22 protein-coding genes are annotated in these 26378 nt (G+C 75.1%); 11 read left to right on the plus strand and 11 right to left on the minus strand.

All coding sequences use genetic code 11. The features are described 5' to 3' along the window. Positions 1–52 precede the first annotated feature (52 nt). From OG774_RS24885 to OG774_RS24900, 4 genes are read left to right on the plus strand one after another with little or no spacing between them, the layout of a single operon-like run. Positions 53–2872 (plus strand): ATP-binding protein, encoded by a 2820-nt coding sequence (locus tag OG774_RS24885; protein WP_328305000.1) that lies wholly within the window; start codon positions 53–55, stop codon positions 2870–2872. A 20-nt stretch (positions 2873–2892) separates the two neighbouring features. Next, positions 2893–3048, plus strand: a complete 156-nt coding sequence (locus OG774_RS24890) for a hypothetical protein (protein ID WP_328305001.1) — start codon at positions 2893–2895, stop codon at positions 3046–3048. Next, positions 3045–3749 (plus strand): hypothetical protein, encoded by a 705-nt coding sequence (locus tag OG774_RS24895; RefSeq protein ID WP_328305002.1) that lies wholly within the window; start codon positions 3045–3047, stop codon positions 3747–3749. Before OG774_RS24890 ends, OG774_RS24895 begins: the two co-directional genes overlap by 4 nt. Beyond that, positions 3746–7018 carry a bifunctional cytochrome P450/NADPH--P450 reductase gene (locus OG774_RS24900; RefSeq protein ID WP_328305003.1) on the plus strand — a complete coding sequence of 1091 codons (3273 nt, stop codon included), beginning with the start codon at positions 3746–3748 and terminating at the stop codon, positions 7016–7018. The genes OG774_RS24895 and OG774_RS24900 overlap by 4 nt, the downstream gene beginning before the upstream one ends. 92 nt (positions 7019–7110) lie before the next feature. Here the strand turns inward: OG774_RS24900 and OG774_RS24905 are convergent, their stop codons facing one another. The 4 genes from OG774_RS24905 to OG774_RS24920 all read right to left on the minus strand — a co-directional run bounded on the left by OG774_RS24905 (position 7111) and on the right by OG774_RS24920 (position 12107). After that, on the minus strand, positions 7111–8277 hold the full coding sequence (locus tag OG774_RS24905) for an RtcB family protein (RefSeq protein WP_328305004.1): 1167 nt from the start codon (positions 8275–8277) through the stop codon (positions 7111–7113). Positions 8278–8380: 103 nt separating this feature from the next. Then, positions 8381–9184, minus strand: a complete 804-nt coding sequence (locus OG774_RS24910) for an IclR family transcriptional regulator (protein ID WP_328305005.1) — start codon at positions 9182–9184, stop codon at positions 8381–8383. A gap of 22 nt (positions 9185–9206) precedes the next feature. Then, positions 9207–10445 (minus strand): MFS transporter, encoded by a 1239-nt coding sequence (locus OG774_RS24915; RefSeq protein WP_328305006.1) that lies wholly within the window; start codon positions 10443–10445, stop codon positions 9207–9209. 57 nt (positions 10446–10502) lie between these two features. Next, positions 10503–12107 (minus strand): bifunctional 3-(3-hydroxy-phenyl)propionate/3-hydroxycinnamic acid hydroxylase, encoded by a 1605-nt coding sequence (locus tag OG774_RS24920; protein WP_328305007.1) that lies wholly within the window; start codon positions 12105–12107, stop codon positions 10503–10505. Positions 12108–12201: 94 nt separating this feature from the next. On the opposite strand from OG774_RS24920, the gene OG774_RS24925 reads away from it, so the two are divergent. From OG774_RS24925 to OG774_RS24935, 3 genes are read left to right on the plus strand one after another with little or no spacing between them, the layout of a single operon-like run. After that, the gene (locus tag OG774_RS24925) at positions 12202–13161 is read left to right on the plus strand and encodes an amidohydrolase family protein (RefSeq protein ID WP_328305008.1); all 960 of its coding nucleotides are present in this window, start codon (positions 12202–12204) and stop codon (positions 13159–13161) included. Next, positions 13158–14015 carry a dioxygenase family protein gene (locus OG774_RS24930; RefSeq protein WP_328305009.1) on the plus strand — a complete coding sequence of 286 codons (858 nt, stop codon included), beginning with the start codon at positions 13158–13160 and terminating at the stop codon, positions 14013–14015. Before OG774_RS24925 ends, OG774_RS24930 begins: the two co-directional genes overlap by 4 nt. Before the next feature lie 5 nt (positions 14016–14020). Further along, positions 14021–15070: a maleylacetate reductase gene (locus OG774_RS24935; RefSeq protein ID WP_328305010.1), complete on the plus strand. Its 1050-nt coding sequence runs from the start codon at positions 14021–14023 to the stop codon at positions 15068–15070. On the opposite strand, the gene OG774_RS24940 is transcribed toward OG774_RS24935, so the two are convergent. Both OG774_RS24940 and OG774_RS24945 read right to left on the minus strand, forming a co-directional pair. Then, the gene (locus OG774_RS24940; protein WP_442873911.1) at positions 15042–15731 is read right to left on the minus strand and encodes a maleylpyruvate isomerase family mycothiol-dependent enzyme; all 690 of its coding nucleotides are present in this window, start codon (positions 15729–15731) and stop codon (positions 15042–15044) included. The genes OG774_RS24935 and OG774_RS24940 overlap by 29 nt on opposite strands. 57 nt (positions 15732–15788) lie before the next feature. Beyond that, a complete protein-coding gene (locus tag OG774_RS24945; RefSeq protein WP_328305012.1) occupies positions 15789–16418 on the minus strand; it encodes a TetR/AcrR family transcriptional regulator in 630 nt (209 codons plus the stop codon). 70 nt (positions 16419–16488) lie between these two features. On the opposite strand from OG774_RS24945, the gene OG774_RS24950 reads away from it, so the two are divergent. Further along, complete coding sequence (locus OG774_RS24950; RefSeq protein WP_328305013.1) at positions 16489–17643, plus strand: cytochrome P450; 1155 nt, start codon at positions 16489–16491, stop codon at positions 17641–17643. A gap of 50 nt (positions 17644–17693) precedes the next feature. Here OG774_RS24950 and OG774_RS24955 read toward each other — a convergent pair whose 3' ends face one another. Together OG774_RS24955 and OG774_RS24960 are read right to left on the minus strand one after the other, a co-directional pair. Then, positions 17694–19040 (minus strand): FAD-dependent oxidoreductase, encoded by a 1347-nt coding sequence (locus tag OG774_RS24955; RefSeq protein WP_328305014.1) that lies wholly within the window; start codon positions 19038–19040, stop codon positions 17694–17696. Next, positions 19037–19651: a PadR family transcriptional regulator gene (locus tag OG774_RS24960; RefSeq protein WP_328305015.1), complete on the minus strand. Its 615-nt coding sequence runs from the start codon at positions 19649–19651 to the stop codon at positions 19037–19039. The genes OG774_RS24955 and OG774_RS24960 overlap by 4 nt, the downstream gene beginning before the upstream one ends. A gap of 79 nt (positions 19652–19730) precedes the next feature. On the opposite strand from OG774_RS24960, the gene guaA reads away from it, so the two are divergent. Together guaA and OG774_RS24970 are read left to right on the plus strand one after the other, a co-directional pair. Further along, complete coding sequence (gene guaA, locus OG774_RS24965) at positions 19731–21290, plus strand: glutamine-hydrolyzing GMP synthase (RefSeq protein ID WP_442873912.1); 1560 nt, start codon at positions 19731–19733, stop codon at positions 21288–21290. Positions 21291–21297: 7 nt separating this feature from the next. Then, positions 21298–22419 carry an aminotransferase class I/II-fold pyridoxal phosphate-dependent enzyme gene (locus OG774_RS24970; protein WP_328305017.1) on the plus strand — a complete coding sequence of 374 codons (1122 nt, stop codon included), beginning with the start codon at positions 21298–21300 and terminating at the stop codon, positions 22417–22419. Between the two features lie 72 nt (positions 22420–22491). Here the strand turns inward: OG774_RS24970 and OG774_RS24975 are convergent, their stop codons facing one another. Continuing rightward, positions 22492–22938 (minus strand): MarR family winged helix-turn-helix transcriptional regulator, encoded by a 447-nt coding sequence (locus OG774_RS24975; protein ID WP_328305018.1) that lies wholly within the window; start codon positions 22936–22938, stop codon positions 22492–22494. Between the two features lie 74 nt (positions 22939–23012). Between OG774_RS24975 and OG774_RS24980 the strand changes: the two genes are divergently transcribed. Next, positions 23013–23384 (plus strand): cupin domain-containing protein, encoded by a 372-nt coding sequence (locus OG774_RS24980; protein WP_328305019.1) that lies wholly within the window; start codon positions 23013–23015, stop codon positions 23382–23384. Here the strand turns inward: OG774_RS24980 and OG774_RS24985 are convergent. Together OG774_RS24985 and OG774_RS24990 are read right to left on the minus strand one after the other, a co-directional pair. Then, the gene (locus tag OG774_RS24985) at positions 23362–24693 is read right to left on the minus strand and encodes an MFS transporter (RefSeq protein WP_328305020.1); all 1332 of its coding nucleotides are present in this window, start codon (positions 24691–24693) and stop codon (positions 23362–23364) included. The two genes, OG774_RS24980 and OG774_RS24985, sit on opposite strands and share 23 nt — an antisense overlap. Next, positions 24690–26375: an amidohydrolase gene (locus tag OG774_RS24990; RefSeq protein WP_328305021.1), complete on the minus strand. Its 1686-nt coding sequence runs from the start codon at positions 26373–26375 to the stop codon at positions 24690–24692. Before OG774_RS24990 ends, OG774_RS24985 begins: the two co-directional genes overlap by 4 nt. Positions 26376–26378 lie beyond the last annotated feature (3 nt).

The raw sequence follows: 26378 nt of genomic DNA on the forward strand, positions 1-26378 counted from the left end.
CCCACGGAAGTGGGCCTGGACAGGCGACGGCGGGTGCGCTCAGGTCGCCCTCATGACCGCGCACCCGGAGGCCCCGTGGCCTCGGCGCGCGTCGGCCCCCGTGTTCGTCGGGCGCCGCGGACCGCTGGCGCTCGTCGAGGAGGCCTGGGACGACGCGCGCGCCGGGCGGCCGGGCGTCGTGTGGGTGGAGGGCGAGGCCGGTGCCGGCAAGAGCGCGGTCCTGGCCCGCGCCGTCGCCGGGTGCCGGGCGTCCGCCGTCCTGACCGCCACCGGCGACGCCGCGGAGACCGGGCTCGCGCACGGGCTGCTCGACCAGCTCCTGGCGGACCTCCCGCCGGCCCTGCTGGACCGCTTCACGCTGCTGCGCCCCGACCGCGACCCGCGGGCCGACCCGCTGGCCGTGGGGGCCGACCTCCTCGGTGCGCTGGGGGCCCTGCCGGACGAGGATCCGGTGCTGCTGGTGCTCGACGACCTGCAGTGGGCCGACCCGGCCTCGGTGCGGGTGCTGGTGTTCACGCTGCGGCGGCTGCGCCACGACCGGGTCCTCGTGCTGGCGGGGGTGCGGGTCGCCGGGTCCGGGCCCGACGCGCGGGAACCGGCCCCGGCCGACGCCTGGTGGGAGCGCCTCCCGGCCGCCGGGCGGGCGATCCGCCGCGTGCGCCTCGAGGGGCTCGAGCCCGCCGAGCTCTCCGAGCTCGCCGCCGCCGTCGGCCGTCCGCTGGGCTCCACCGGCGCCGCCGAGCGGCTGTGGCGCCACACCCGGGGCCACCCGCTGCACGCGCGGGCGCTGCTCGAGGAACTGCCGCCCGAGGTGCTCGCGGGCAGCGCCGACGCGCTCCCGGCACCGCGCAGCCTCGCGTCGGTGGTGCTCGTGCGCCTCGCCCGCGCGGCGCCCGCGACCGAGGCGCTGGTGGTCGCGACCTCGGTGCTCGGCGAGAACGCCCCGCTCGCGCTCGCCGCCGCCGTCGCGGGCCTCGACGACCCGGCCGCCGCGCTCGACGAGGCGGTCGGAATGGGCCTGGTCGAGGAGCTCCCCGGCGGGCCGACGGTCCGGATCGGGTTCGTGCACCCCCTCGTGCGGGCCGCGATCCGCGGGGACCTGCCGCCGATGCGGCGCCGCGCGCTGCACGCGACCTCGGCGGGGCTCCTCTCGGGCCGCGCCGCGCTCGACCACCGGGTCGCGGCGGCCGCCGGCCCGGACCCGGAGCTCGCCGCCGAGCTCGAGGACCTGGTCGGCGAGCCGGGCGCGGCGCTCGCCGGCTCCGAGGCGGCCGACCTGCTGCGCGCGGCCGCCGACCTCAGCACCGACCCGGACGACCGCGAGCGCCGGCTGCTCGCGGCGGCGTCCCGGCTGCTCGCCGACGGCGAGGTCGCGCGGGCGGTGGCCCTGGAGGGCGCGGTCGAGGGGTGCCGGGCGGGGCCCTGGCGGACCGCGGTGCTCGGCCAGCTGGCGCTCGTCACCGGACGGTTCGGCGTGGCCCGCGAGCGCCTGGAGGCGGCGCTGGCGACGGGTGTCCCGGGGGACGGACGTCCGGGCGACCGGGCGCGCGCCGGGGCCGCCGCGCACCTCGCGGTGCTGCACCTGCTGCGCGGTGACCCGGCGCGGGCGATCGAGACCGCGGGCGTCGCGCTCGCCCACCCCGCCCGCGGCGACGACGTCCGCCTCCCGGCGGGGCTGGCGCTGATCCTGGGGCTCGCGGTCGCCGGGCGCGGCGACGACGCCCGGGCGATCCTCGACCGCGCCGGGGGCGACGACGGGCGCGCGCCACCGGTCGACGCGCTGACCCTGCGCGGGATGCTCGCGACGCTCGGCGGCGACGACGCGGCGGCGTCGCTGCACCTCGACGAGGCGGTCCACCGCGCCCGGGCGGGGGAGCCGGTGCGCGCGCTGGCCCTCGCGCTGGCCTTCCGCCCCGCGGTCGCGGACCGCTTCGGGATCCCCGACGGCGTGGTCGAGGGCTTCGAGCTGGCGATCACGCTCGCCCGCGACGGGGGGACGGCGCTGCCCGGCGCGCTCGCGCACACGTTCGCGGCGGAGGCGCTGGCGATCCGGGGACGCGGGGACGAGGCGCGGACCCACCTCGCGGCGGCGACGACGCTCGGCCCGCACTGGTGGGGCGTCGACCTGTGCGCCGCGGTCGCGGGGGCGGTGCTCGCGGAGGTCGAGGACGATCCGCAGGCGCTGCTGCGGGCGCTCGCGCCGGCGCAGGAGCCTGCGGTGCGGGCGGCGGCCGACGGTCTCGGGGTGCTCGCACCCCGGGTGCTCGAGGTCGAGGCGCTGCTGGCCCTGGGCCGGGTCGCCGAGGCCACGGCGGCGCTCGACGCCCTCGCCCCGCGCGCCGGCGGCCGGTACGCCGTCGACGTCGCGCGGCTGCGGGTCCGGCTCGGTGCCCCCTGGCGCTCGCCGGCCGAGGCGGGCGTCGCCGACGTCGTCGCCCCGCACGCGGTCGCCCGCCTGGAGACCGAGATCGGACGCCGCCTGCTCGCTGCCGGCGAACGCCGGGCCGGCGTCGACCTCCTGCGCGGCGCCCGCGACACCCTCGCCCGCCTCGGTGCCGCGCCGTGGTGCGCCCGCGCCGAGGAGCTTCTGCACGCCGCCGGGCTGACGCCGGCGCCGACGAGCAGCGATGCCGGCGCGCTCGGGCTGACCCCGCACGAGGAGGCCGTCGTCGCCCTCGTCGCGCGGGGGCTGACGAACCGCGAGGTCGGGCGCGACCTCTACATCACCCCGCGCACCGTCGCGTACCACCTCAGCAACGTCTACGCGAAGCTCGGTGTCACCTCCCGGCGGGAGCTGCGCACACGACTGGAAGCCCGACTGGAAGGTCCGGCCGGGGCGTCCGTCGCCTCTGCCCCGCACGCTCGACGGTGACGAGCGGAGAGGAGGCCGGCATGCACCTGAGCGTCGATCTCCTCCGCACCCCCGACGGGCGCCTGGAGGGCACCGTGATCACCGAGACCGGCCGGGAGCAGCCGTTCTCCGGCACGCTCGACCTGTTGCGGGTCCTCGAGGACCTGCAGGCCGAGCCCGTGCAGGACGAGCGGTGAAGCCCGCGACGCCGCGGCTCGCCGCCGTGATGGGCCTCGTCTTCTCGGGCCTGTTCGTCGCGGCCCTCGTGGTGGTGAACGGCGTGCCGCACCTCGGTGCCCCCGACCACGCGTACGGGACCTTCTACGCCGGGGCCGGCAACACCGTCGTCACCGCCGTGGCCCTCTACCTCGTGCCGCTGGCCGGGATCGCGTTCCTCTGGTTCGTCGTCGCCCTGCGCTCCGTGCTCGACACGCTGGCACCGGCGCCCTCGGCCATGGCGAACGGTCTCAACCTGCTCTCCGGGGTCCTGTTCGTCGCCCTGCTCTTCGCGGGCACCGCCGCCCTGGCGACGCCGGTGTTCGTGACGACGATCGGCGGCGGTCCGCCGCTGGCCCCGGAGGCCGCGCGTGCCCTGTCCGGGCTCGGCTACGGCCTGGTGTTCGTGTTCTCCGTGCGCGGTGCCGGCATGTTCGCGCTGACCACGACGACGCTCCTGCGCAGCGCGGGCGTCATGCCCCGCGGCGGGGCGATCGCCGGCTACGTGCTCGCGACCTGGCTGCTGATCACCGCGACCGACCACCCCGCGAGCCTGCTCGTCCTCCCGGCCTGGGTGCTGCTCGTCGCCGTCGTGCTCCTGCGCCACGACCGCGCGGTCCGCCACGCACCCGAGGCCCCCGCCGTCCCCGCCCCGCGCCGACCCACCAGGAGCGAGCCATGACCACCCCCACGTCGAGCGCGGCAACCCCGTCCCGGACCGTCGCCGACATCCCCGGGCCCAAGGGTGTGCCGCTGCTGGGCAACGTCCGCGACGTCCACCCGGCGACGCTGATCCAGGACCTGATGGCGCTCACCCGCAAGTACGGGCCGATCTACGCGGTGAGCTCGCCGTCGGGGACCCGCTACGTCGTCTCGGGTCTGGAGATGGTGGACGACCTCTGCGACGACAGCCGCTTCGACAAGCTCGTCGGGCTGAGCCAGCGGGAGTTCCGCAAGACCCACAAGAGCGCGGGCCTCTTCACGGCCGACACCGAGGACCCGCTCTGGAAGTCGGCGCACGACATCCTGCTGCCCAGCTTCTCGACGTGGGCGATGAAGGGCTACGTCGACCCGATGATCGACATCGCCGAGCAGCTGTGCCTGAAGTGGGAGCGCGCCAACCCCGACGAGGACATCGACGTCGCGGCCGACATGACCCGGCTGACCCTCGACACCATCGCGCTCTGCGGCTTCGGCTACCGGTTCAACTCGTTCTACCGCGACACCCAGCACCCGTTCGTCGAGGCCATGATGGGCGCGCTGCACGAGACGCAGCACCGCCAGCAGGTGCCCCCGGCGTTGCTGCCGTTGCGGCGCGGGGCCCAGCGCAAGCTGATGGCCGACGCGAAGTACATGGACGACACGGTCCAGCGGATCCTCGACGCGCGGAAGGCGTCCGGGGACCCCGGGAACGACCTGCTCGGGCACATGCTCGTCGGCACCGACAAGCAGGGGAACGCCCTGCCCGACCACAATATCGTCGCCCAGTGCGTCACGTTCCTCGTCGCCGGCCACGAGACCACCAGCGGGCTGCTCTCGTTCGCGATCGCGTACCTGCTCAAGCATCCCGAGGTGGTGGCGACGGCGCAGGAGGAGATCGACCGCGTGTTCGGCACCGATCCTTCGGTGGCGCCGACCGTGTCGCAGATCCAGCAGCTCGGCTACATCCGGCAGATCCTCGACGAGACGCTGCGCCTGTGGCCGACCGCGCCCGCGTTCACGCGCCAGGCCCGCGAGACCACCACGGTGGGCGGCTGGGGCCCGTTCGAGCCCGGGCGGTCGATCATCGCGCTGACGCCGATGCTGCACCGGCTCCCTGAGGTCTGGGGTGACGACGCCGAGGACTTCAACCCCGAGCACTTCGCGCCGGAGCGCCGCGACGCCCTGCCGCCCAACGCCTTCCGGCCCTTCGGTTCGGGCCAGCGCGCCTGCATCGGGCGCCAGTTCGCCATGCAGGAGGCGACGCTGGTGCTGGCGATGGTCATGCACCGCTTCGAGCTCGTCGACCACGCGGACTACCAGCTCACGATCAAGGAGTCGCTCACCCTGAAGCCGGAGGGTCTGACCATCCGGGTGCGGCCGCGATCGGGTCGCACCTGGGGGACCGGCGGGTCCCGGCCGGCGCCGGCGGCAGTCGCCGAACCCCGCAGCGCCTCGCTGCCGGTGGCGGCGGCCGACCGGCACGGCACGCCGCTGCTCGTGCTGTTCGGCTCCAACCTCGGCGCCGCCGAGGACCTCGCCACCCGCATCGCCCGCGACGCGGGCGACCGCGGTTACACCGCGCGCACCGCCGCGCTCGACGAGGCCGTGGGGGAGCTGCCGAGCGAGGGCGCCGTGGTCGTCGTGACCTCGTCGTACAACGGGGAGCCGCCGGACAACGCGGGGAGGTTCTGCGCCTGGCTGGACGGCTCGGTGTCCTCGGCTGCGGGCGTGAAGTACACGGTCTTCGGGTGCGGCAACCGCGACTGGGCCGCGACGTACCAGGCCGTGCCGATGCGCGTCGACCGCGGACTCGAGGCCCGGGGCGCCACCCGCGTGTACCGGCGCGGCGAGGGCGACGCCCGCGGCGACTTCGACGCGCAGTTCGAGGACTGGTACGCGGGGCTGTGGGACGGCCTCGGCGCCGCCCTGGGCCTGGACGCCTCGACGACGGCGACGGCCGACGGCGGACCGCGCCTGTCCGTGACGCTCGAGCAACGGCGCACCGCGAGCCCGGTGCTGCAGTCCTACCGGGGCCAGGCGGCCACGGTGCGCGTGAACCGCGAGCTCACCGCCCGCGCCGGCACGCCGGGCGGCCGCTCGGTGCGCCACCTCGAGATCGCGCTGCCCGCCGGCGCGACCTACGCGACCGGTGACCACCTCGGCGTGCTGCCCCGCAACCCGATCGGGCTGGTCAACCGCGTCATCGCCCGCTTCGGGCTCGACGGGGGCCAGTTCGTCACGCTCACCGCTGCCGGCTCGCCCACCCGCCCAGCGCCCACCCACCTGCCCGTCGGCGAGCCCTACCCGCTGCTCGGCATCCTCGTGGGCTGCGTGGAGCTGCAGGACGTGGCGAGCCGCGCGGGCCTCACGGCGATGGCCGCGGCGATGCCCGAGGGGGTGGCGCGCGACGAGCTCGCGGGCCTGGCGTCGAGCGACGACGACGCGAAGGCGCGCTACCGGGAGCAGATCGCCAAGCCCCGGCGCACGCTGGTCGAGCTGCTCGAGGCCCACCCGGAGTGCGACCTGCCGTTCGCGACGTTCCTCGACCTGCTGCCCCCGTTGCGCCCGCGGTTCTACTCGATCTCGTCGTCGCCGCAGACGGCGTCGGAGGTCGCGCTGACCGTCGGGGTGCTCGAGGGCCCGGCGCGTGCGGGCGACGGCGCGACGTTCCGGGGCGTGTGCTCCGGGCACCTGGGCGACGTCCCCGAGGGCGGCACGGTGTTCACCTTCGTCCGCTCGCCGAGCATCAGCTTCCGGCCCCCGGAGAACCCGCACGTCCCGATGATCATGGTGGGCGCGGGGACGGGGATGGCCCCGTTCCGCGGGTTTCTCCAGGAGCGCGAGTCGCTCCGGGCGCGCGGCGTCCCGATCGCGCGCTCGCTGCTGTTCCTCGGCTGCCGCGACCCCGAGGACGACCTGCTCTACGCCGACGAGCTCGCCGCCTTCGAGAAGGCGGGCGTCGCGACGCTGTTCCCGGCGTACTCGCGGGTGCCGGGCTCGCCGTACCGCTACGTCCAGCACGCGCTCGAGGGCGCCGCCGACGAGGTCTGGGCGGCGATGCAGGAGGACGCCGTGGTCTACGTGTGCGGCAACGCCTCGACCATGGCGCCCGGTGTGCGCGCGGCCCTGGTCGCGGTGTTCCGCGCGAAGACCGGCGCGGGCGAGTCCGACGGCGAGGCCTGGCTCGCGGGCCTGCGGACGTCGAGCCGCTACCTCGAGGACATCTGGGGCGAGACCGCGGTGGTGTAGGCGCGGGGTGCCACCTCGGCGGGATCGCGCGAAGGGCACCATCAGCCGCTTCTAGCGATCGATGGTGCCCTTCGCGCAGATCCGGGCGCGCCCTAGGTGCCCTTCACGTTCACGATCTGGCGCAGGGTGTGCCGGACCTCGACGAGGTCGGCGGCGTCGGCCATGACCACGTCGACGTCCTTGTACGCCCCGGGGATCTCGTCCAGGAACGCCTCGGTGTCCCGGAACTCGATCCCGGCCATGGCCTCCCGCAGCTGGTCGTGCGTGAAGGTCTTCCGGGCCGCGGTCCGCGAGTACGCCCGGCCCGCCCCGTGGGGCGAGCTGTGCAGCGACTCGGGCTCGCCCTTGCCGGCCACCACGTACGACGCCGTGCCCATCGAGCCCGGGATCAGGCCGGCCCGGCCCGCCGAGGCGTCGATGGCGCCCTTCCGGGCGACCCAGACCTGCTCGCCGAAGTGCTCCTCGGACTCGGTGTAGTTGTGGTGACAGGAGATCCGCTCCTGCTCCACCACCTCGGTGCCGACGAACTCCGAGGTCTGCCGCACCACCCGGTCCATCATCTCCTCGCGGTTGAGCAGCGCGTAGTGCTGGGCCCACCGCAGCTCGCGGATGTAGGTCCAGAACTCCTCGGTGTCCTCGGTGAGGTAGGCGAGGTCCGGGTCGGGCAGGTCGACGCCGGCGCAGGCCTCGCGCGCCACGGCGGTGTGTCGCTGGGCGATCTTGTTGCCCACGCCCCGGGATCCGGAGTGCAGGAACAGCCACACCCGGTCGGCCTCGTCGACGGTGACCTCGATGAAGTGGTTGCCGCTGCCCAGCGTGCCGAGCTGCGCCTCCCACCCCTTCTTGTCCCGCGACGGGTCGAACCCGGCCTCCTCGGCGAGGTGCGTGAGCTCCTCGACCCGCGGCACCGAGGTCGCCACGACCTTCCGGTTGTGGTGCCCGGCCCCGAGCGGGATCGCCCGCTCGATCGACTCCCGCAGCGGCGCGAGCGACCCCTTCGCCCGCAGCTCCCCGACGTCGAACTGCGTCCGGACCGCCGCCATCCCGCAGCCGATGTCCACGCCCACGGCCGCCGGCATGATCGCCCGCAGGGTCGGGATCACCGACCCGACGGTCGCGCCCCGGCCGAGGTGCGCGTCGGGCATGAGCGCGACGTGCGGGTGGATGAACGGCATCGCCGCCGTGCGCTCGGCCTGCTCCCGCGTGCGCGCGTCGAGGATCGACGCCCAGTTGACCAGACGCTCGCCGACCTTCTGCACGGTGCTGTCTCCTCTCCGCGGCTCGGGTGCCTCGGACGGGACAGGACGCTAACCGGGAGATCGGGTCGGGGCCGCCGGATTTCGGGTGCTCACGTTCCGGGGCTCACGCCACGCCGAGCTCCGCGGACATCGCAGCGGTGGCCTCCAGCAGTTCCGCGGTCACGTCGCGCAGGACGTCCTCCGACGCCGCGCGCTCGGGCAGGGCGAGGGCGACGACGAGCGGGAGCGAGTCGCCGGTGGTGAGCACCGGCGCCGCCACCGAGGCGATGCCGGGGATGACGCCGCCCGAGGTCCGGGCGTAGCCCAGCCGCCGGACCTCCTCGACGACGGCGTCGACCTCGCGCGTCGAGCCGGCGCCGGTGTCGGCCTCCTGGGCGCGCAGGACGGGCTCGGTGAGCGAGCGGGGCAGGTGGGCGAGGTAGACCCGGCCCACCGACGACGTCAGCATCGGCATCGTCGCGCCGACGCGCACGGTGATCGGGAGGGCGTAGGCGCCGTAGTCCCAGCGCACGATGACCGGCCCGTGGTCGCCCCACACCGCGAGGTTGACGGCGTGGCCCGTGCGATCGCGCAGGCCCGGGATGTACTGCGAGACCAGCCCGACCTCGTCCATGCGCCGCAGCGACTCGGCGCCGAGGCGGCGCAGCGCCGGACCCATGTCGTAGAGCCCGGAGCTGCGCGACTGCGCCACCATCCCCGCACGCCCCAGGCTCACGAGGTAGCGGTGCGCCTTGCTCGCGCCCATCCCGCTCGCCTGCGCGATCTGCGTGAGGCTCATCGGCCCGCCGCCGCGCTCGAGGGCGTCCAGCACCGTCATCGCGATCTCGACCGACTGGATGCCCTGGCGGGAGGCGCCCGACGGGCCCTGCGGTTCGGGGTCGTCGTCCTGCGCGCCGGCGGGGGCCACGCCGTGGAGCGTAGTCACGGTCTCAGGCGGTGACCCGGGCCGAGTCCGGCGTCGCCGCGCGGGACCGGATCGCCGGGACCGCCAGCGCCAGCAGCGCCCCGACGATCCCGGGGACGGCGAACAGGTAGAAGTTCCACGCCACGCCGAGCCCGGAGGACAGGATCGCCGCGCCGACGAGCGGGCCGGCGATCGCGCCGAGGCGCCCGATCGACAGTGCCCAGCCGATCGCCCGTCCGCGCAGCTCCGGCGGGTGGTGGCCGACGATGTAGGCGTTGGTGAGCACCTGCGAGCCGATGAGCCCGAGCCCGCCGACGAACATGAGCAGGAACAGCACGCCGAGCGCGGGGCGGGCGCTCATCACCAGCAGGCTCGCGGCGCCGGCGAGGAACGCGACGGCGACGACGGGCTTGATGCCGACGCGGTCGGCGATGCGCCCGCCGAGAACCATGCCGACACCGGCCCCGACCCACAGGGCCGCGGTCTGCAGCAGCGACGAGCCGAGCGAGTAGCCGGCGGTCTGCATGATCGTCGGGAGCCAGGTGCTGATGCCGAACACGAGCAGCAGGCCGCAGAACGAAATCGCCCAGAACAGCAGCGTCGCGCCCCGCACCCCGGGGGCGAGCAGCGGGCGCAGGCCCAGGAGGTCGCCCCGGGCGACGGCGCCGCCCGACTCCTCGTGCACCGGGCTCTCGGGGAGCATCCGGATCGCGAGCGGGAGCAGCACGATCGCCGGGGCGGCGCCGATGACGTAGATCCAGCGCCAGCTCCCGCCGGTCAGCAGCGCGGCGCCCAGCAGCGGGGCGAGCAGGGCGCCCGCGGCGTACCCGGACATCATGATGCCGACGTTGCGGGCCCGGCGTTCCGGCGCGGAGAGGTCGGCGACGTAGGCCGTCACCGTCGGCAGCACGATGCCGAGCCCGACGCCGACGGCGAGGCGGGCGGCCCCGAACAGGGCGAAGGTCGGCGCGATCGCGCACACGAGCATGCCGAGGGAGAACAGGCCCGCGCCGCCGATCAGCAGCCGCCGGCTGCCGGCCCGGCGGATGGTGGCCGCGCAGATCGCGGCCCCGAGCAGCATCCCGATGGCCACCAGCGAGCCGACGGTGCCGGCGGCGGCCTTGTCGGCGCCGAAGCCGCGGTCGGCGAGCAGGGAGGGGACGGTCACGCCGTAGCAGGCGAGGTCGTAGCCCTCGAGCGCGGCGAAGCCGGCCGAGAGGACCAGGACGAGGCGCTCGGTGGCGCGTGCGGGTGGGGCGGTCATCGAGGGGCTCCTGGCGTCGTCGGCGAGGGTGGGTGCTGGCTGGTCAGTGCGAGCTGGTCAGTGCTGGAGGGCCGGGCTGGGGGCGCCGAGGGCCGCGACGAGCTCGCGGGCCAGGGCGTCGGTGGCGTCGGCGTCGGTCGCGGTGCCGAAGACGTAGAGGTCGGGACGGACGGCGGCCGCGACGACCCCGAGGGAGGCGAGCCAGGCCAGGTGGGTGCCGTCGATGTCCAGGAGGCCGTCGACGACGGGCGTTTCCTCGGCGTGCAGCGCGACGACGCGGACGTCCGCCGCGGCGAGGGCCGCGGCGGTGTCCTCGTCGAGGGTGACGCTGCGGGCGTCGAGCAGCAGGTGGGCACCGTGCCCGACGACCTGGTCGAGCCGGTCGCGCACCGTGCCGTCGTCGACGACGCCCTGCACCGCGAGCTCCCCGCGCCCGGGCCCCGACGTCGTCGCCAGCAGGCCGTCGACCAGCCCGGGGAAGCGGATGGTGTCGGGCTCCTGGTTCGCCGCCCGGCGCCCGAGCAGGACGCGGTCGCGCTCGGCGGCGCGCTCCGGATCGCGCACCGTCTGCTGGCGCCCGAGCTCGATGCCCTTCTCGATCACCGCGCGGACGTGGGGCTCGCGCTCCTGCTGGTAGGTGTCGAGCACGTCGTCGGCCAGCCGGCCCCGCAGGACGGCGTCGAGTTTGAACGCGATGTTCTGGGCGTCGCGGACCCCCGAGCACATGCCCTGCCCGAGGAACGGCGGCATCTGGTGCGCGGCGTCGCCGGCGAGCAGGACGCGCCCGACCCGCCACCGGTCGGTGACCAGGGAGCGGAACGTGTAGGTGGCGACGCGGATGAGCTCGGCGTCGTCGCGGGAGAGCCAGCGGGTGGTGCGCGCCCACACCTTCTCGGGGTCGCGCTCGACGTCGAAGTCCTCGACCGAGTCGAGCATGTAGCTGAAGCGGTGGTGCGCCGGGCCGAGCGAGATGATCGAGGTGGGGCCGGCCGGGTCGCCGACCTGCCGCGCGGTGGGCACGGTGTGCGCCGCGGCGGCGTCGCGGAAGCGGAAGTCGCACACCATCCAGGGCTCGGAGAACCCGTAGTCCGTCGTCGCCAGCCCGAGCGCGGAGCGCACGAAGCTGTTGCCGCCGTCGCAGGCGATGACCCAGCGGGCCCGGACCAGGTGCGGCTCGCGGCCGCCGACGTGGAGCTCGACGTGGTCGCCGTGGTCGGTCAGGCCCGTGACCGGGCTGTCGAAACGGACGTCGACGCCGGCGTCGCGGGCGCGCCGGTCGAGCGCGTCCTCCAGCTCGGGCTGGTACATCATGTACCACTCCGCCCAGCCGGAGCGCCCGGTCGCGGCGAAGTCGTGCTCGATGAGCAGCTCGCCCGCGCCGTTGCGCCACTCGTAGTTGCGCTGCACGTGCAGCTTCGGCAGCAGCTCCTCCGCGACGTCGAGACGCGCCAGCGTCCGCATCGTCTCGTCGTCGAAGATCGCCGCCCGGGGCAGGTTGTAGAGCCCGGCGTAGCGCTCCAGCACGACGACGTGGTGCCCGGCGGCGCCCAGCAGCGCGGCCGTCGCCATCCCCACGGGGCCGTAGCCCACGACGGCCACGTCCACGGTCTCGGAGTCGAGGGTCGAGCTCCGCTGCGCTCCGTCTCCGGCGCTCTCGATCATGCGTGCTCCTCCTGTGAGGTTTGACACCGACGAACGGTAGGATTCATCATTGAGGAAGTCAATGCGCGATGGTGAATAGAGGAGCGGGGTCAGGATGCGGACGATCGGGCTGGAAGAGCACTTCGTCACCGAGGAGCTCGCCGGGTACGGCGCGGGCACGGCGACGATCGCGGAACCCCACGTGTGGGCGGAGATGTCGCGCCGGCTGTTCGACCTCACCGGAGCGCGGCTCGAGCGCATGGACGCCGCCGGGCTCGACGTGCAGGTGCTCTCGCTGAACTCGCCGGGCCTGCAGGCGGAGCCGGACGCCGCGACCGCGGTCTCGCGCGCCTCGGCCGTCAACGACCTGCTCGCGGCGACGATCGAGGCCCACCCGACGCGGTTCGCGGGCTTCGCGGCGCTGCCGCTGCAGGACCCGCAGGCCGCGGCGAAGGAGCTCGAGCGCTCGGTGACGCAGCTCGGCCTGCGCGGGGCGCTGGTCAACGCCCACACCCAGGGCCGCTACCTCGACGACCCCGAGCTGCGCGTCGTCTGGGAGTACGCGGCGGGTCTCGACGTCCCGCTCTACCTGCACCCGGCCAACGGCGTCGACGCGGCGGACGTGCTGTCCGGGCACCCCGAGCTCATCGGCCCGATGTGGAGCTGGGGCACCGACACCGCGTCGCACGCCCTGCGCCTGATCTTCTCCGGCGTGTTCGACGACTTCCCCGAGGCGAAGCTGCTCCTCGGGCACATGGGCGAGGCCCTGCCGTTCGTGCTCTGGCGCCTGGACTCCCGCTGGGACTTCCACGCCCACCACGGCATCGAGCTCGCCCGGGGGAACCCCTCGGAGTACCTGCGCCACAACCTCTACATCACGACCAGCGGCGTCTGCTCCGCCGCGCCGCTGCTGTGCTCGCTGCTCGCGCTGGGGGCCGACCACATCCTCTTCGGCACCGACTACCCCTTCGAGGAGATGGACGTCGCCACCGAGTTCCTGCGCACCGCCCCGATCAGCGAGGCCGACCGGGCCAAGATCGCGCACGGCAACGCCGAGCGGCTGCTGCGGCTGTGAGCACGGGTCTCACGGACGAGGTGCTCGCGAGCTTCGCGTCCACCCCCGACGAGCGTCTGCGCACGATCCTCGAGCGCGTCGTCGTGCACCTCCACGAGCTCGTGCGCGAGGTGGAGCCCACCGTGGCCGAGTGGGAGGCCGCGATCGGCTTCCTCACCGGCGTCGGCGCCACGTGCGACGACACCCGCCAGGAGTTCATCCTGCTCTCCGACGTGCTCGGGGTGTCGTCGCTGGTGGAGACGCTCAACGGCTCTCCCGAAGGCACCGAGAGCACCGTCCTCGGCCCGTTCCACATGACGTCGTCCCCGGCGCGCGAGCTCGGGGACAGCATCGACGACGTCGGCGGCGGCCGTCGGGCACTGGTCACCGGCCGCGTGGTCGACCCGTCCGGGCGGCCCGTGCCCGGCGCGGAGATCGACGTCTGGCAGTGCACCGAGGACGGCTTCTACGACGTCCAGCAGCCGGACGTGCAGCCGGCGGGCAACGGGCGCGGGCTCTTCCACGCCGACGACGAGGGCCGGTTCCGGTTCCGGACCGTCGTCCCGGGGCACTACCCGATCCCCACCGACGGGCCCGTCGGCGCGCTGCTGGGCACCACCCGGCGCCACCCCTACCGGCCCGCGCACGTGCACCTGCTCGTCTCGGCGCCCGGGTTCGACGCGCTGACGACGCACCTGTTCGTGCGGGGGAGCCCGTACCTCGAGCAGGACGCGGTGTTCGCGGTGAAGTCCGACCTGGTCGTGGACTTCGCGAACGTCGACGAGGACGCCGAGGGCCTCGACCGGCCCTACCGGCACGCCGACGTCGAGGTCGTCCTGGTCCCCGTCTCCTCGGCCGCGATCGACGTAGGTTGACCGGCATGCGCTTCGTCCACGACGCCCTGCCGATGCGCGTGGTCTTCGGCCCCGGCCGTCTGGCCGAGCTGGGCGAGGAGCTGGAGCGCCTCGGGCTGGCCCGGGTGCTCGTGCTCGGCACGCCCGAGCAGGAGGCGACGCTGCGCGCGGCCGCCGACGGGCTCGGCGGCCGGGCCGCCGGGGTCTTCGCCGGTGCGCGCCAGCACGTGCCCGTCGAGGTGGCCGCCGCGGCCGCCGACCGTGCCCGCGAGCTGGGTGCCGACGGGTGCGTCACGATCGGGGGCGGGTCGTCGGTGGGCCTGGGCAAGGCCGTCGCGCTGCGCCACGGGCTGCCGGTCGTGGCCGTGCCCACGACGTACGCCGGGTCGGAGATGACCCCGGTGTGGGGTCTCACCGAGGACGGGGTCAAGCGCACGGGCCGGGACCGGGCGGTGCTCCCGCGCTCGGTCGTCTACGACCCCGAGCTGACGCGCACCCTGCCGGTGGGTCTCTCGGTGACCAGCGGGCTCAACGCCGTCGCCCACGCCGTCGAGGGGCTGTGGGCGCCGGACAGCACGCCGATCACCGCGGTGATGGCCGAGGAGGGCGCGCGGGCGCTGCTGGCCGCGCTGCCGGTGGTCGTCGAGACGCCCGACGACCTGGACGCACGGTCCGGGGCGCTGCAGGGCGCGTGGCTCTGCGGCGCGGTGCTCGGTGCGACGACGATGTCGTTGCACCACAAGCTCTGCCACGTCCTGGGCGGCTCGTTCGACCTGCCGCACGCCGAGACCCACGCCGTCGTGCTCCCCCACGTCGTGGCCCACAACGGCCCCGCCGCGCCGGCGGCGATCGCCGCGCTCGGCCGTGCGCTCGGGGTGGGCCCCGATCCCGACACGGTGGCCAAGGCCCTGGCCACCCGGGCCCGCGACCTCGGCGCCCCGACCTCCCTGGCGGCCCTCGGCATGCCCGCCGACGGACTGCCCCGCGTCGTGGAGCAGGTGCTCGCCGCGCCCTACGCGAACCCCGCCCCGGTGACGCGGGAGAGCCTCACGGCGCTTCTCGAGGCGGCGTTCTAGAGGCGGGGTTCTCGAGGGGGCGTCCTCGGATCCGGCTGCGCAGGGTCGCGACACCGGGCCCGTCGAGGTCGTCGAGGTGGGCGGCGCGCCCGGCCATGACCATGACGAGCGACAGCGTCGGACCGGTGACCAGGGGGTCGTCGCCGACGGCGAACGGGCCGTCGGTGGCCTCGAGGCGCAGGCCCTCGCTCACCGTCTTCCCGCCGACCGTGAAGTCGCGGCTCGCGACGAACTCGGCGACCGTGGTGGTCGTCTCCACCGGCGGCGTGCGCACGAGCCCGAGCGGGCGGCGGATGTCCTCGCCGTGGATGACGACCTCGCCGAGCCACGCCGCCTTCGGGCCCCACGTCGACGTCGTGCTGTCCCGCACCGCCCGGAAGCGCGCGAGGGTCTCGGCGGGCGTGGCGCCGCAGTGCTCGGCGAGGCGGCGGTCGTTGTGCAGGTCGAAGTCGAACCGCGCACCCAGGACGCTGCGCACCCAGCGCCACGGCCCGATGCTCGCGGCGGCGGTGAGGTGGGCGACGGTCTCCTCGACCGTCCACCGGTCGGACAGCGACGTCGTCGCCCACTGCGCGTCGGTGAGCCCGGCGAGGTCGTCGGCGAGCGCGGCGCGCTCGACGTGGGTGGCGGCGTAGACGGTGCTGGGGTCGGCCACGGGCATGAGGATCCCTTCCTCGGCGGGGTGCGTCGGGAGGTGGACGGCCGCCGCGCCGCGAACTCATCGATGCTCCGCACGTGAGTGTTCCGGGTCGTCAGGACGACCCAGAACACTCACGTGGCCGAAGGCCATGGCGAGGTGGGCGTCGAGGGTCGCGACGGCGTGGTCGGCCGTGATGTGGCCGCCCAGGACGTGGACGGCCAGCCCCTCGACGAGGGAGAGCAGGCCGGTGGCGGCCTGCCCGGGGTCCAGGGCGCTCCGTCCCGCCGACCGGATGTGCTCCGCGATCATGGCGCGCATCCCCCGGGTGTCCTCGCGCAGCCGGGTCGCCACGGCGGGGCGGCTCGCGGCGTAGGCGTGGAAGGCGATCGCGACCCGGCCCTCGAGCACGCGGTCGTCGTCGACCGGCAGGAGCTGGACGAGCAGGGCGCGCACGAGAGCCCGCGGTCCGTCGTGCGTGGTCGGGTCGGCCTCGAGACGGGCCTGGACACGAGCGGAGACGACGTCCAGCGCGAAGACCATCATCTCGTCCTTGGTGCGGAAGTAGTGCTGCACCATCCCCGCGGTGACCCCGGCCTCGGCCGCGACGTGGCGCAGGCTCACGTCCATCAGCCCGCGGGTGGCGGCGACGCGGAGCAGTGCGTCGGCGAGCAGCGTCCGGCGCTCGTGGGGGTCGACCTGCTTCGGCACGGCGCCACCTTGTCACATTGCACCTGTATCGTCATTCTTCACATTGCACCCGCAACGTGGAGGAGGAGTCGTGGAGCAGACGCTGCCGCTCGAACGCCCGGACCCGGTGGGACCGCCGGCGTACGACCGCACGGCCGGGCCGGTGACCCGTGTCGCCCGCGCCGACGGGCGCCGCGCGTGGCTCGTCACGTCCTACGACCTGGTCGCGGCCGGGCTCGCCGACCGGCGCCTCGGGCTCGTGCCGCCCGGGGTCCCCGTCGACGAGCGTGCGTCGTTGTTCCAGGACGGGCCGGCGCACACCCGCCTGCGCCGCCTCGTCGCCCGGGCGTTCACCCCGCGCCGGATCGCCGAGCTGGCCCCGCGGGTGACCGCGCTCGCCGAGGCCCACGTCGCGGCGCTGGTGGACGCCGACGGGCCGGTCGACCTGGTCGACGTGCTGTCGACGCCCCTGGCCGTCGGGAGCCTCGGGCTGCTGCTCGGCGTCGACCTGGCCGAGCACCCCGAGTTCCGGGGCCTGGTCGAGGACGCCCTCCGCGCCGACCCCATGGCCGCCGCGGGCGACCCCGCCCTGCTCGCCGAGGCCGAGCGGGCGTGGGGCGCGCTGACCGCGTTCACCGACGGGCTCGTCGCGGCCGCACGCGAGGACCCCGGCGAGGACCTCCTCGGCGCCCTCGTCGCCGTGGACGACGCCGACGACGGGCGCCTGGGCGACGGCGAGCTGGTCGCCCTGGTCAGCGCGCTGCTGGCGGCCGGGGTGATCACGGTGCGGGGCGGGCTCGCGGTCGCCGTGGTCCACCTGCTGCGCACCGACGCCCTGGCCGGGCTCGCCGAGCGCGCCGACGTCGAGGGCCTCGTCGACGAGCTCGTCCGGCGCCTGGGCGTCGAGGTCTTCCCGCGCTGGGCCCAGGAGGACCTGGAGCTCGGCGGCGTCGCGGTCGCGGCGGGCGACGAGGTGCTCCTGCGGATCGAGGCGGCCAACCACGATCCGGAGCGCTTCGACGACCCCGAGGCGCTGTGCCCCGGGCGGCGCGGCCCGCACCTGGGCTTCGGGCGGGGACCGCACCACTGCCTCGGCGCGGCGCTGGCCCGGCTGGAGATCACCGCTGCGCTCACGGCGTTGTCCCGCCGGGCCCCCGGGCTGCGCCTGGCCGTCCCGCTCGCCGAGGTGCCCTGGCACCGCGGCGAGGTGGACGCGGGACCGTTGGCGCTGATGCTCCGCACGTGAGGGATCCGGGTCGTCCGGGCGACCCGGATCCCTCACGTGGCCGCAGGCCCTCACACCAGCTCGGAGTCCCGCACCTTCTGGAAGCCGCGGGCCATGCGGCGCTTGGCGGGCGGGATGCGGTCGACCAGGCGCATCCCGGTGCGCTGGGCCAGCACCGAGAGCGGGCCGATCACCGGGCGCCGGGCGGTGCCGTTGTCGTTCATGAACTCCAGCGACTCGCGGACGGCGAGCGACGAGTACCGGCGCATCAGGTCCTCGTACTCGCCGACGGCCTCGACGAGCCCGAGCTCCCCGTCCCGCACGCGCACGAGGCGGTCGCGCAGCTCGCGGGCGTCGCGCAGCGCGGTGTTGGCGCCCGCCCCGCGGCCCGGGGTCATGGTGTGGATCGCGTCGCCGATCATCGTCACGGTGCTCGGTGTCCACGCCGGCACCGGGTCGGCGGTGCGGATGCTCAGCGCGACCGCCGCGCCCGGGTCGGAGGTGGCGATCAGGTCGAGCCAGCGGGGGTCCCAACCGGCGCTGAGCTCCCCGGCGAGGGTGACGAGGTCGGTGCCGGTGCGGTCGAGGACGTCGGGCGGCGCCAGCGAGCGGGACGTCGTGATCGCCCAGGACACGTGGTCGGTGGTGTTGTCGAAGCGCAGGCCGGGCCAGCGCCCCATGAGCTCCTCGTCGCTGGAGCCCGGACCGTCGACGCCGCCCCACGGCATCCGCATCACGTGCGTGATCCCGAACTGGCCGCGGCGGTCGAAGTACATACCGAAGCCGTGCCGGACGGGCTCGGGCAGCAGGGCCTCGGTGCGCTCGGTGAGCAGCGTCTTGCCCCCGATCCCGACCAGGCCGGTCTCGGTGTGCGTGGCGTGCGGCAGGTGCTGGCGCCGCACCGGCGAGCCCGCGCCGTCGGCGCCGACGAGCAGGTCACCGGTGTCGGCGCTGCCGTCGTCGAAGTGCGCGGTCACGCGCCCGTCGGGGTGCTGGGAGTAGTGCGTGAAGCGGCGGTCGAACGTGATGACGTCCTCCATGCCCGTGAACAGGACCTGGCGCAGCGTCATCCGGCTGACGTTGTGCTCCTTGTCCTCGGGGGCGCGGTCCTCGGGCCCGCCGCTGGTGTGCGGCAGGTCGTCGAACGACATCGTGAGCAGCGTCCGGTACCGCTCGGTGAGCATGGCGAGCGTGTCGTAGGGCGCGGCCGTGGTGGCGACGAACGTCGCGAAGAGCTCGGGGTCGAGGCACGCCTTGAGCGCCCGCGCGCCGTTCGGCGAGATGCCGACGCGGTAGCCGTGCAGCCCGCTCGTCCGGGTCCGGTCGCGCTCGTGCACGGCGACGTCGATGCCGGCGCGGCGCAGGCCGTGCGCGAGGCACATGCCGCCGGTCCCGCCGCCGATGATGATCACCTTCATGGTCGGTCCTCCCCGCCGGGGTCCGCCCGGCGCGCGATGTCGGTCAGGGCGGCGCGGTCCCAGGTGAGGGCGCCGGAGCGGAGGTCGTCGAGCAGGGCGGCGATCCAGGCGACGTCGGTCTCGAGGTGCGCGATCGCGTACTCGGCCTCGACGACGACGATCCGCGGCAGGAAGTCGGGTGCCTTCTCGAGGTCGTGGCGCACCCGCTCGAGCTCGCTGCGCCGGTCGGACAGACGCAGGGCCAGCGCGTCCGCGGCGACCTCGGGGTCGAGCAGCGGCAGGTAGGCCAGCGCGGCGGTGAACTCGGCGAACTCGTGGCGCGGTGCCGTGAGCATGTCGAGGGTCCAGGTGATCGCGAGCTCGCGGCCGGCGTCGGTGGCCGCGTAGACGGTGCGCTCGGGACGCGTCGCCTCCCGCTCGGTGGCCCGGGCGACGAGCAGGTCGTCCCGCACGAGACGGTCGATCGTCTTGTAGAGCTGCGAGCGCTGGCCGACGTTGACCACCTGGTCCTTGCCGCGCTCCCGCAGGAGCTGCTGCATCCGGTACGGGTGCATGGGCTCCTCGGCGGCGAGGGCGAGGACGGCGAGGGCGAGTCCGGATCGCTGAGTCATGGTAGCGGAGACACTAGTGTCACTGACACTAAGGTGGCGAGCGTCCGGTCGGTGCCGGTCGTCGGGCACGATGGGGACCGTGACCGGCAGTGGTGACCGACCCGTCCTCGTCGTCGACTACGGCGCTCAGTACGCGCAGCTCATCGCCCGTCGGGTGCGTGAGGCGCAGGTGTACTCGGAGGTCGTGCCGCACACGACGGCCGTCGACGACATGCTCGCCAAGGACCCGGCGGCGATCGTGCTGTCCGGCGGGCCCGCGAGCGTGTACGAGGAGGGAGCGCCGGCCGTCGACCCGGCGCTGTTCGACGCCGGGGTGCCGGTGTTCGGCATCTGCTACGGCTTCCAGCTCATGGCCGGCGCGCTCGGTGGGGTCGTCGAGCACACCGGCGCGCGGGAGTACGGGCGCACCGAGCTGTCGGTGACCGAACCCGGGCGCCTGCACGACGACCTGCCCGACGCGCACCCGGTGTGGATGAGCCACGGCGACGGCGTGACGAAGGCGCCCGAGGGCTTCACGGTCACCGCGTCGTCGCCCGGTGCGCCGGTGGCGGCGTTCGAGGACGTGGCGCGCCGGTTCGCCGGCGTCCAGTACCACCCGGAGGTCGGGCACTCGCCGCACGGCCAGGAGATCCTGCGCCGCTTCCTGCGCGACGTCGCCGGCGTCGACGCCGACTGGAACACCGCGAACATCATCGCCGAGACCGTCGACGCGATCCGCGCGCAGATCGGCCCCGACGGCCGCGCCGTCTGCGGCCTGAGCGGCGGCGTCGACTCCGCGGTGGCCGCGGCGCTGGTGCAGCGCGCGATCGGCGACCGCCTCACGTGCGTGTTCGTCGACCACGGCCTGCTGCGCGAGGGCGAGCGCGGCCAGGTCGAGCGCGACTTCGTCGCCGCGACGGGCGTCGACCTCGTCACCGTCGACGCCGCGGAGACGTTCCTGCGCGAGCTCGACGGCGTCGTCGACCCGGAGGAGAAGCGCAAGATCATCGGCCGCGAGTTCATCCGCTCCTTCGAGGGTGCGGCGCGCGAGGTGGCCGAGGGCAAGGGCGCGGACTTCCTGGTCCAGGGCACGCTCTACCCCGACGTCGTCGAGTCCGGCGGAGGTTCCGGCGCGGCCACCATCAAGTCGCACCACAACGTCGGCGGCCTGCCCGACGACCTGCAGTTCTCGCTGGTCGAGCCGCTGCGCGCGCTGTTCAAGGACGAGGTGCGCAAGGTCGGCGCCGAGCTGGGCCTGCCCGAGACGATCGTGCGCCGCCAGCCGTTCCCCGGTCCGGGGCTCGCGATCCGGATCATCGGGGCCGTCGACGCCGAGCGGCTCGCCACGCTGCGCCGCGCCGACGCGATCGCCCGCGAGGAGCTGACCTCGGCCGACCTCGACGAGGTGATCTGGCAGTGCCCGGTGGTGCTGCTCGCCGACGTGCGCTCGGTGGGCGTCCAGGGCGACGGGCGCACCTACGGGCACCCGGTGGTGCTGCGTCCCGTCTCCAGCGAGGATGCGATGACCGCCGACTGGACCCGCCTGCCCTACGACGTGCTCGAACGCATCTCCACCCGGATCACCAACGAGTGCGCCGAGATCAACCGCGTGGTCCTGGACGTGACGAGCAAGCCGCCGGGGACGATCGAATGGGAGTGACCCACTAGTGGCCGAGACGATCTTCAGCGAGATGTCCCGGCTGGCGCTCGAGCACGACGCGATCAACCTCGGCCAGGGCTTCCCCGACACGCCGGGCCCGCACGAGGTCGTCGACGCCGCCGTCGCCGCCATGCACAAGGGGTGGAACCAGTACCCGCCGGCGGTCGGCATCGCGTCGCTGCGCACGGCCATCGCGGAGCACCAGCGCCGCTGGTACGGCCTCGACGTCGCGGCGACCGGCGGCGTGGTGGTCTGCTCCGGCGCGTCCGAGGCGCTCTCGTCGGCCATGACCGCGCTGCTGCGTCCCGGCGACGAGGTGATCGCGCTCGAGCCGTACTACGACCTCTACGGCGCGACCGCTCAGCTGCTCGGCGCGACGCTCGTGCCCGTCCGGATCCACGCGCCCCACTACGCGCTGGACGCCGACGCGCTGCGGGCGGCGGTGACCGAGCGGACGAAGATGATCGTGCTCAACACCCCGCACAACCCCACCGGCGCGGTGCTCTCGCGCGACGAGCTGGAGGCGATCGCGGACGTCGCGATCGAGCACGACCTGATCGTGCTGGCCGACGAGGTCTACGAGCACCTGGTGTTCGACGACAACGTGCACGTCCCGATCGCCACGCTGCCGGGGATGTTCGAGCGCACGATCACCGTCGGCTCGGGCGGCAAGACGTTCTCGGTGACCGGCTGGAAGATCGGCTGGGCGACCGGGCCCGCCGACCTCGTGGCGAAGGTGCTCGGGGTCAAGCAGTGGTTCTCCTTCGCCGCCGGCACGCCGCTGCAGCACGGCATCGTCGCGGGACTCGAGCTGCCCGACAGCCGGCTCGCCGCCCTGGGCGCCGACCTCGGACGCAAGCGCGACCTGCTCACCGACGGCCTGCGCGAGCTGGGCCTCGAGGTGTTCCACTCCAAGGCGACGTACTTCGTCACCGCCGACGTCGCGCCCCTCGGCGTCACCGACTCGCTGGAGTTCTGCCGGTCGCTGCCCGAGCGCGTCGGCGTCGCGGCCGTCCCGAACCAGGTCTTCCACGCCTCGCCCGAGGGCGTCGAGACCCAGGTCCGCTTCGCGTGCTGCAAGCGCGACGAGATCCTCGCCGATGCGCTGCTGAGGCTGCGCAAGCTCTGAGCTCTCTGTGTCAGCGGCGGACCGTCGCTGACGTTGAGTGTCCGTACTCTTCCGTCGATCACTCGCGCCTGGTCACCACGCCGGGCGCAGCGGCCCCGGGGTGACGACGCGGCGCAGCATCGCGTGCAGCGCGCCGAGCGACGCCCGGGGCAGCACTTCGTTCCAGCCGGCGACGACGTCCGCCGCCGCCTCCTCCGCCGCGCGGGTGCACGCCTCGCCCGCCTCGGTCAGCCGCAGCAACCGCGCGCGGGCGTCGCGCGGATCGGGCTCGCGCACGACGTAGCCGCGCTCGACGAGTCCCGCGACGAGCTGGCTCGCGGCCTGCTTGGTCGTCCCCAGGTGCTCGGCGAGGTCGACGACCGTGGTGTCCGCCGCCGCGATCCGGGCGAACGCGAAGCCGTGGGCGGGGCGCAGGTCGTCGTACCCGCGGGCGGCCATGCCCTCCCCGATGCCGTCGACCACCTCGGTGGCGGCGCGCAGCACGAGCATGGCCAGGTCGGTGGCAGCGCGGTCGTCCACGCCCGCACCTTGACACACCGGTCAAGCAGGCTGACCATATGGTCAATTGTATTGACTACATCGAGGAGTCCCGGATGCCCGTCCTCCGCCCCGCCGACGCCGTCCGCCACGAGGTGCACGGCGCGTCCTTCCACGCCCTCGTCGCCCCGTCGCGCGGCAGCGCCGAGCTCTGCGCCTGGCGCCTGGAGGTCCCGCCGCACCAGGTCGGCGCGCCGCACCGGCCCAGCCGCGAGGAGGTGCTGCTGGTGCTCGGCGGCGACCTGACCGTGGTCCTCGACGGCCACCCCGAGACGGTCGCCGCCGGCGACGTCGTCCTCGTCCCGGCCCGCGCCGAGCTGCGCGTCGACGGCGGGACGACGACGGCGTCGGTCTGGGTCACCACCTCGCCCGGACTGGAGGCGGAGCTCGCCGACGGGTCGCGGCTCACACCTCCCTGGGCGCAGTAGGCCGGCCGCCATCGAACGACAGCTCGCCCTCGGGCACGTAGAGCCGCGGCGCCACCATCCCGCTCACCACGGTGATCAGGGCGATCCCCACCAGCAGGAGCCCCGGCGCCCACGAGCCCCCGCCGGCCGCCGCGAGGACCGCGGTGGCGACGAGGGGGACGAAGCCGGACACGATCCCCGCGAGGTTGGCGGCGAGCGCGATGCCGCTGTAGCGCAGGCGGGCCGGGAAGAGCCGGGCGAGCAGGTCGCCGGAGACCGCGTACGGGATCGAGAGCATCGCGACCCCGAGCGTCACCCCCAGCACGACCGCGGCGGCGTTGCGGGTGTCGAGCAGCCAGAACATCGGCAGCGCGACGACCGCGGAGGCGACACCCCCGACCACCGTCACCCGCGCCGACCCGAAGCGTTCCGCGAGCCGCCCGCCCAGGACGAGCACGCCGATCTCCACGACGGCGGCGACGAGCGTCGCGCCCAGCGCCAGCGGCCGCGGCAGCCCGAGGTCGCCGGTGGCGTAGCTGATGACGAACGTGGTCGCGAGGTAGAAGCCGCCGACCCCGAGCAGCGCGGACCCGGCGCCGACGAGCAGGCCCGGCCACGCACCGGTGATCACCTCGCGGACGGGGGCGGACGCGCGGGCGTCCTCGGCGAGCAGGCGGTCGAACAGCGGCGACTCCTCGACGCGCCGGCGCAGCCAGAGGGCCACGGCGACCAGCGGGAACGCCGCGAGGAACGGGAGCCGCCAGCCCCAGGAGTCGAAGTCCTCGGGCGGCAGCAGCGCCACGAGCAGGAACGCACCGGACGAGAGCAACGTGCCGACGGGCGAGCCGATCTGGGGCATCGCCGCGTACCGCCCGCGCTTCTCCGGCGGGGCGTGCTCGACGGCGAGGGTGATCGCGCCGCCCCACTCCCCGCCGACCGCGACGCCCTGCAGCAGACGCAGGAGGGTCAGCAGCACCGGCGCCGCGATGCCGATGTCGGCGAAGTCGGGCAGCACGCCGACGAGCCCGGTGACGATGCCGATCATGACCACGGTGATCAGCAGGCAGGCACGCCGCCCGATGCGGTCGCCGAGGTGGCCGAAGATGATCCCGCCGAGCGGGCGCGCGGCGAACCCGACGGCGAAGGAGGCGAACGCGGCGAGGGTGGCGACCACGGCGTCGTCGGTGGCGAAGAACAGCCGGTTGAACACCAGGGACGCGGCGGTGCCGTAGAGGAAGAAGTCGTACCACTCCAGGGCGGTGCCGACGAAGGCGCCGACGGCGACGCGGCGCGCGTCGGCGGGGGTGGGGGCGGGTGCGGTGTCGCTCATGGTGACTCTCCGTCGGACGGCAGCCCCAGGGCGCCCGCGCCGTGGGTGGCGCGTCCGCCCCGGAGGGTGGCGACGACCTCGATGTCGCCGATGCGGTCGGTGTCGACGCGGGTGATGTCGTCGCCGAGGACGACGAGGTCGCCGGCGAGGCCGGGCGCGAGCCGCCCCCGGACGTCCTCGTCACCGGCGATCCAGGCGGCGTCCACGGTGTAGGCGCGCAGCGCGGTCTCGACGTCGACGGCCTCGTCGGCGCCCAGCGTCCGTCCCGCCGCAGTGCGCCGCTGGACCATCGACGCCATCCCGCGCAGGGGGTGCCCGTCGGCGACGCACGGCCGGTCGGAGCTGGCCGGCACCCGCAGCCCGGCGCGCAGGAACGACGCGTGGCGGTAGAGCAGGTCGGCGCGGTCGTCGCCGACGGCGGCGGCCATCGAGTCGCCGATCTCGTACAGGAACCGGGCCTGCGGGATCGGCGTGACGCCGAGGGCGGCCAGGCGCGCGAGCGCCGCGTCGTCGACGACCCCGGCGTGCTCGAGGCGGTGCCGGGGCGGGCGCACGCCGGGCCAGGGCCGGTCGGCGGCCGCGGCGAAGGCGTCGAGCGCGGCGTCCACGGCCCGGTCGCCGATGGCGTGCGCGGCGACCGTCCAGCCGCCGGCGACGGCCTCGACGAGGGCGTCGTGCAGGGCCTCGGGCTCGGCGCCGAGGTAGCCGGCGTGGTCGCGGTCCGCGTACGGCGCCCGCATCGCCGCGGTGCGCGAGCTCAGGGCGCCGTCGAAGAAGATCTTCGCAGGTCCGACGCGGAGCTCGTCGTCGCCGAGGCCCGGCCGCAGCCCGAGGTCGAGGCCGCGCCCCGCCCCACCGGGCGCGTCGTGCAGCACCGAGATCTCGGGCATGAGGTCGACGCGCACGGCGAGGTCCCCGCGCTCGCGGGCGAGCTGGTAGGCGGCGAGCTCGCGCGGCGAGCGCCCGATCCACCCGCCGGCGATCCCGGCCTCGGTGACGTGGGTGAGGCCCTCCCGGGCGAACACGGCGGTGGCGCGCGCGATCGCGTCGGCCAGGTCCGTCACGCCGTAGGGGCGCAGGAGGTCGCCGGCCAGCGCCTGCGCGGCCTCGAGCAGGACGCCGGTGGGGTCGCCGGCCGGATCGTCGGCAGGGTCGCGGACGATCACGCCACCGGCCGGGACGGCGGCCTGCCCGTCCAGCACCCCGGCCCGCGCCAGGACCTCGGTGGACACCGCGCAGACGTGGGCGGAGCGGTGCTTGAGCCACACCGGCCGCCCGCCCCCGGCGCGGTCGAGCGCACGCCGGTCCGGCGAGCCGCCGAGCGCGACGTCGTCGTAGCCGCTGCCGACGACGAACGCGTCGGGCGGGAGCTCGGCCGCCCGCGCGGCGACCGCGTCGTAGACGGCGTCGAGGTCGCGCAGCCCGCCGAGCGGGATCTCGGCGAGCGACTGCCCGAACCAGGCCGTGTGCTGGTGGGCGTCGTCGAACCCGGGCACCACCGTGGCGCCCCCGGCGCTCGCGACGCGGCGCGCGCGCACCCCGGCCGGGAGCTCGTCGTCCTCCAGCACGGCGACGACCCGGCCCTGGTGCACCGCGACGGCCCGCCCGCGGGGGAACGCGTCGTCGAGGGTGCGGACGTCGGCGTCGCGCACCAGCAGGTCGATCTCCAGGTCGCGGGCCACGGC

It is taken from the genome of Actinomycetospora sp. NBC_00405 (genome assembly GCF_036044095.1).
Lineage (GTDB): Bacteria > Actinomycetota > Actinomycetes > Mycobacteriales > Pseudonocardiaceae > Actinomycetospora > Actinomycetospora callitridis.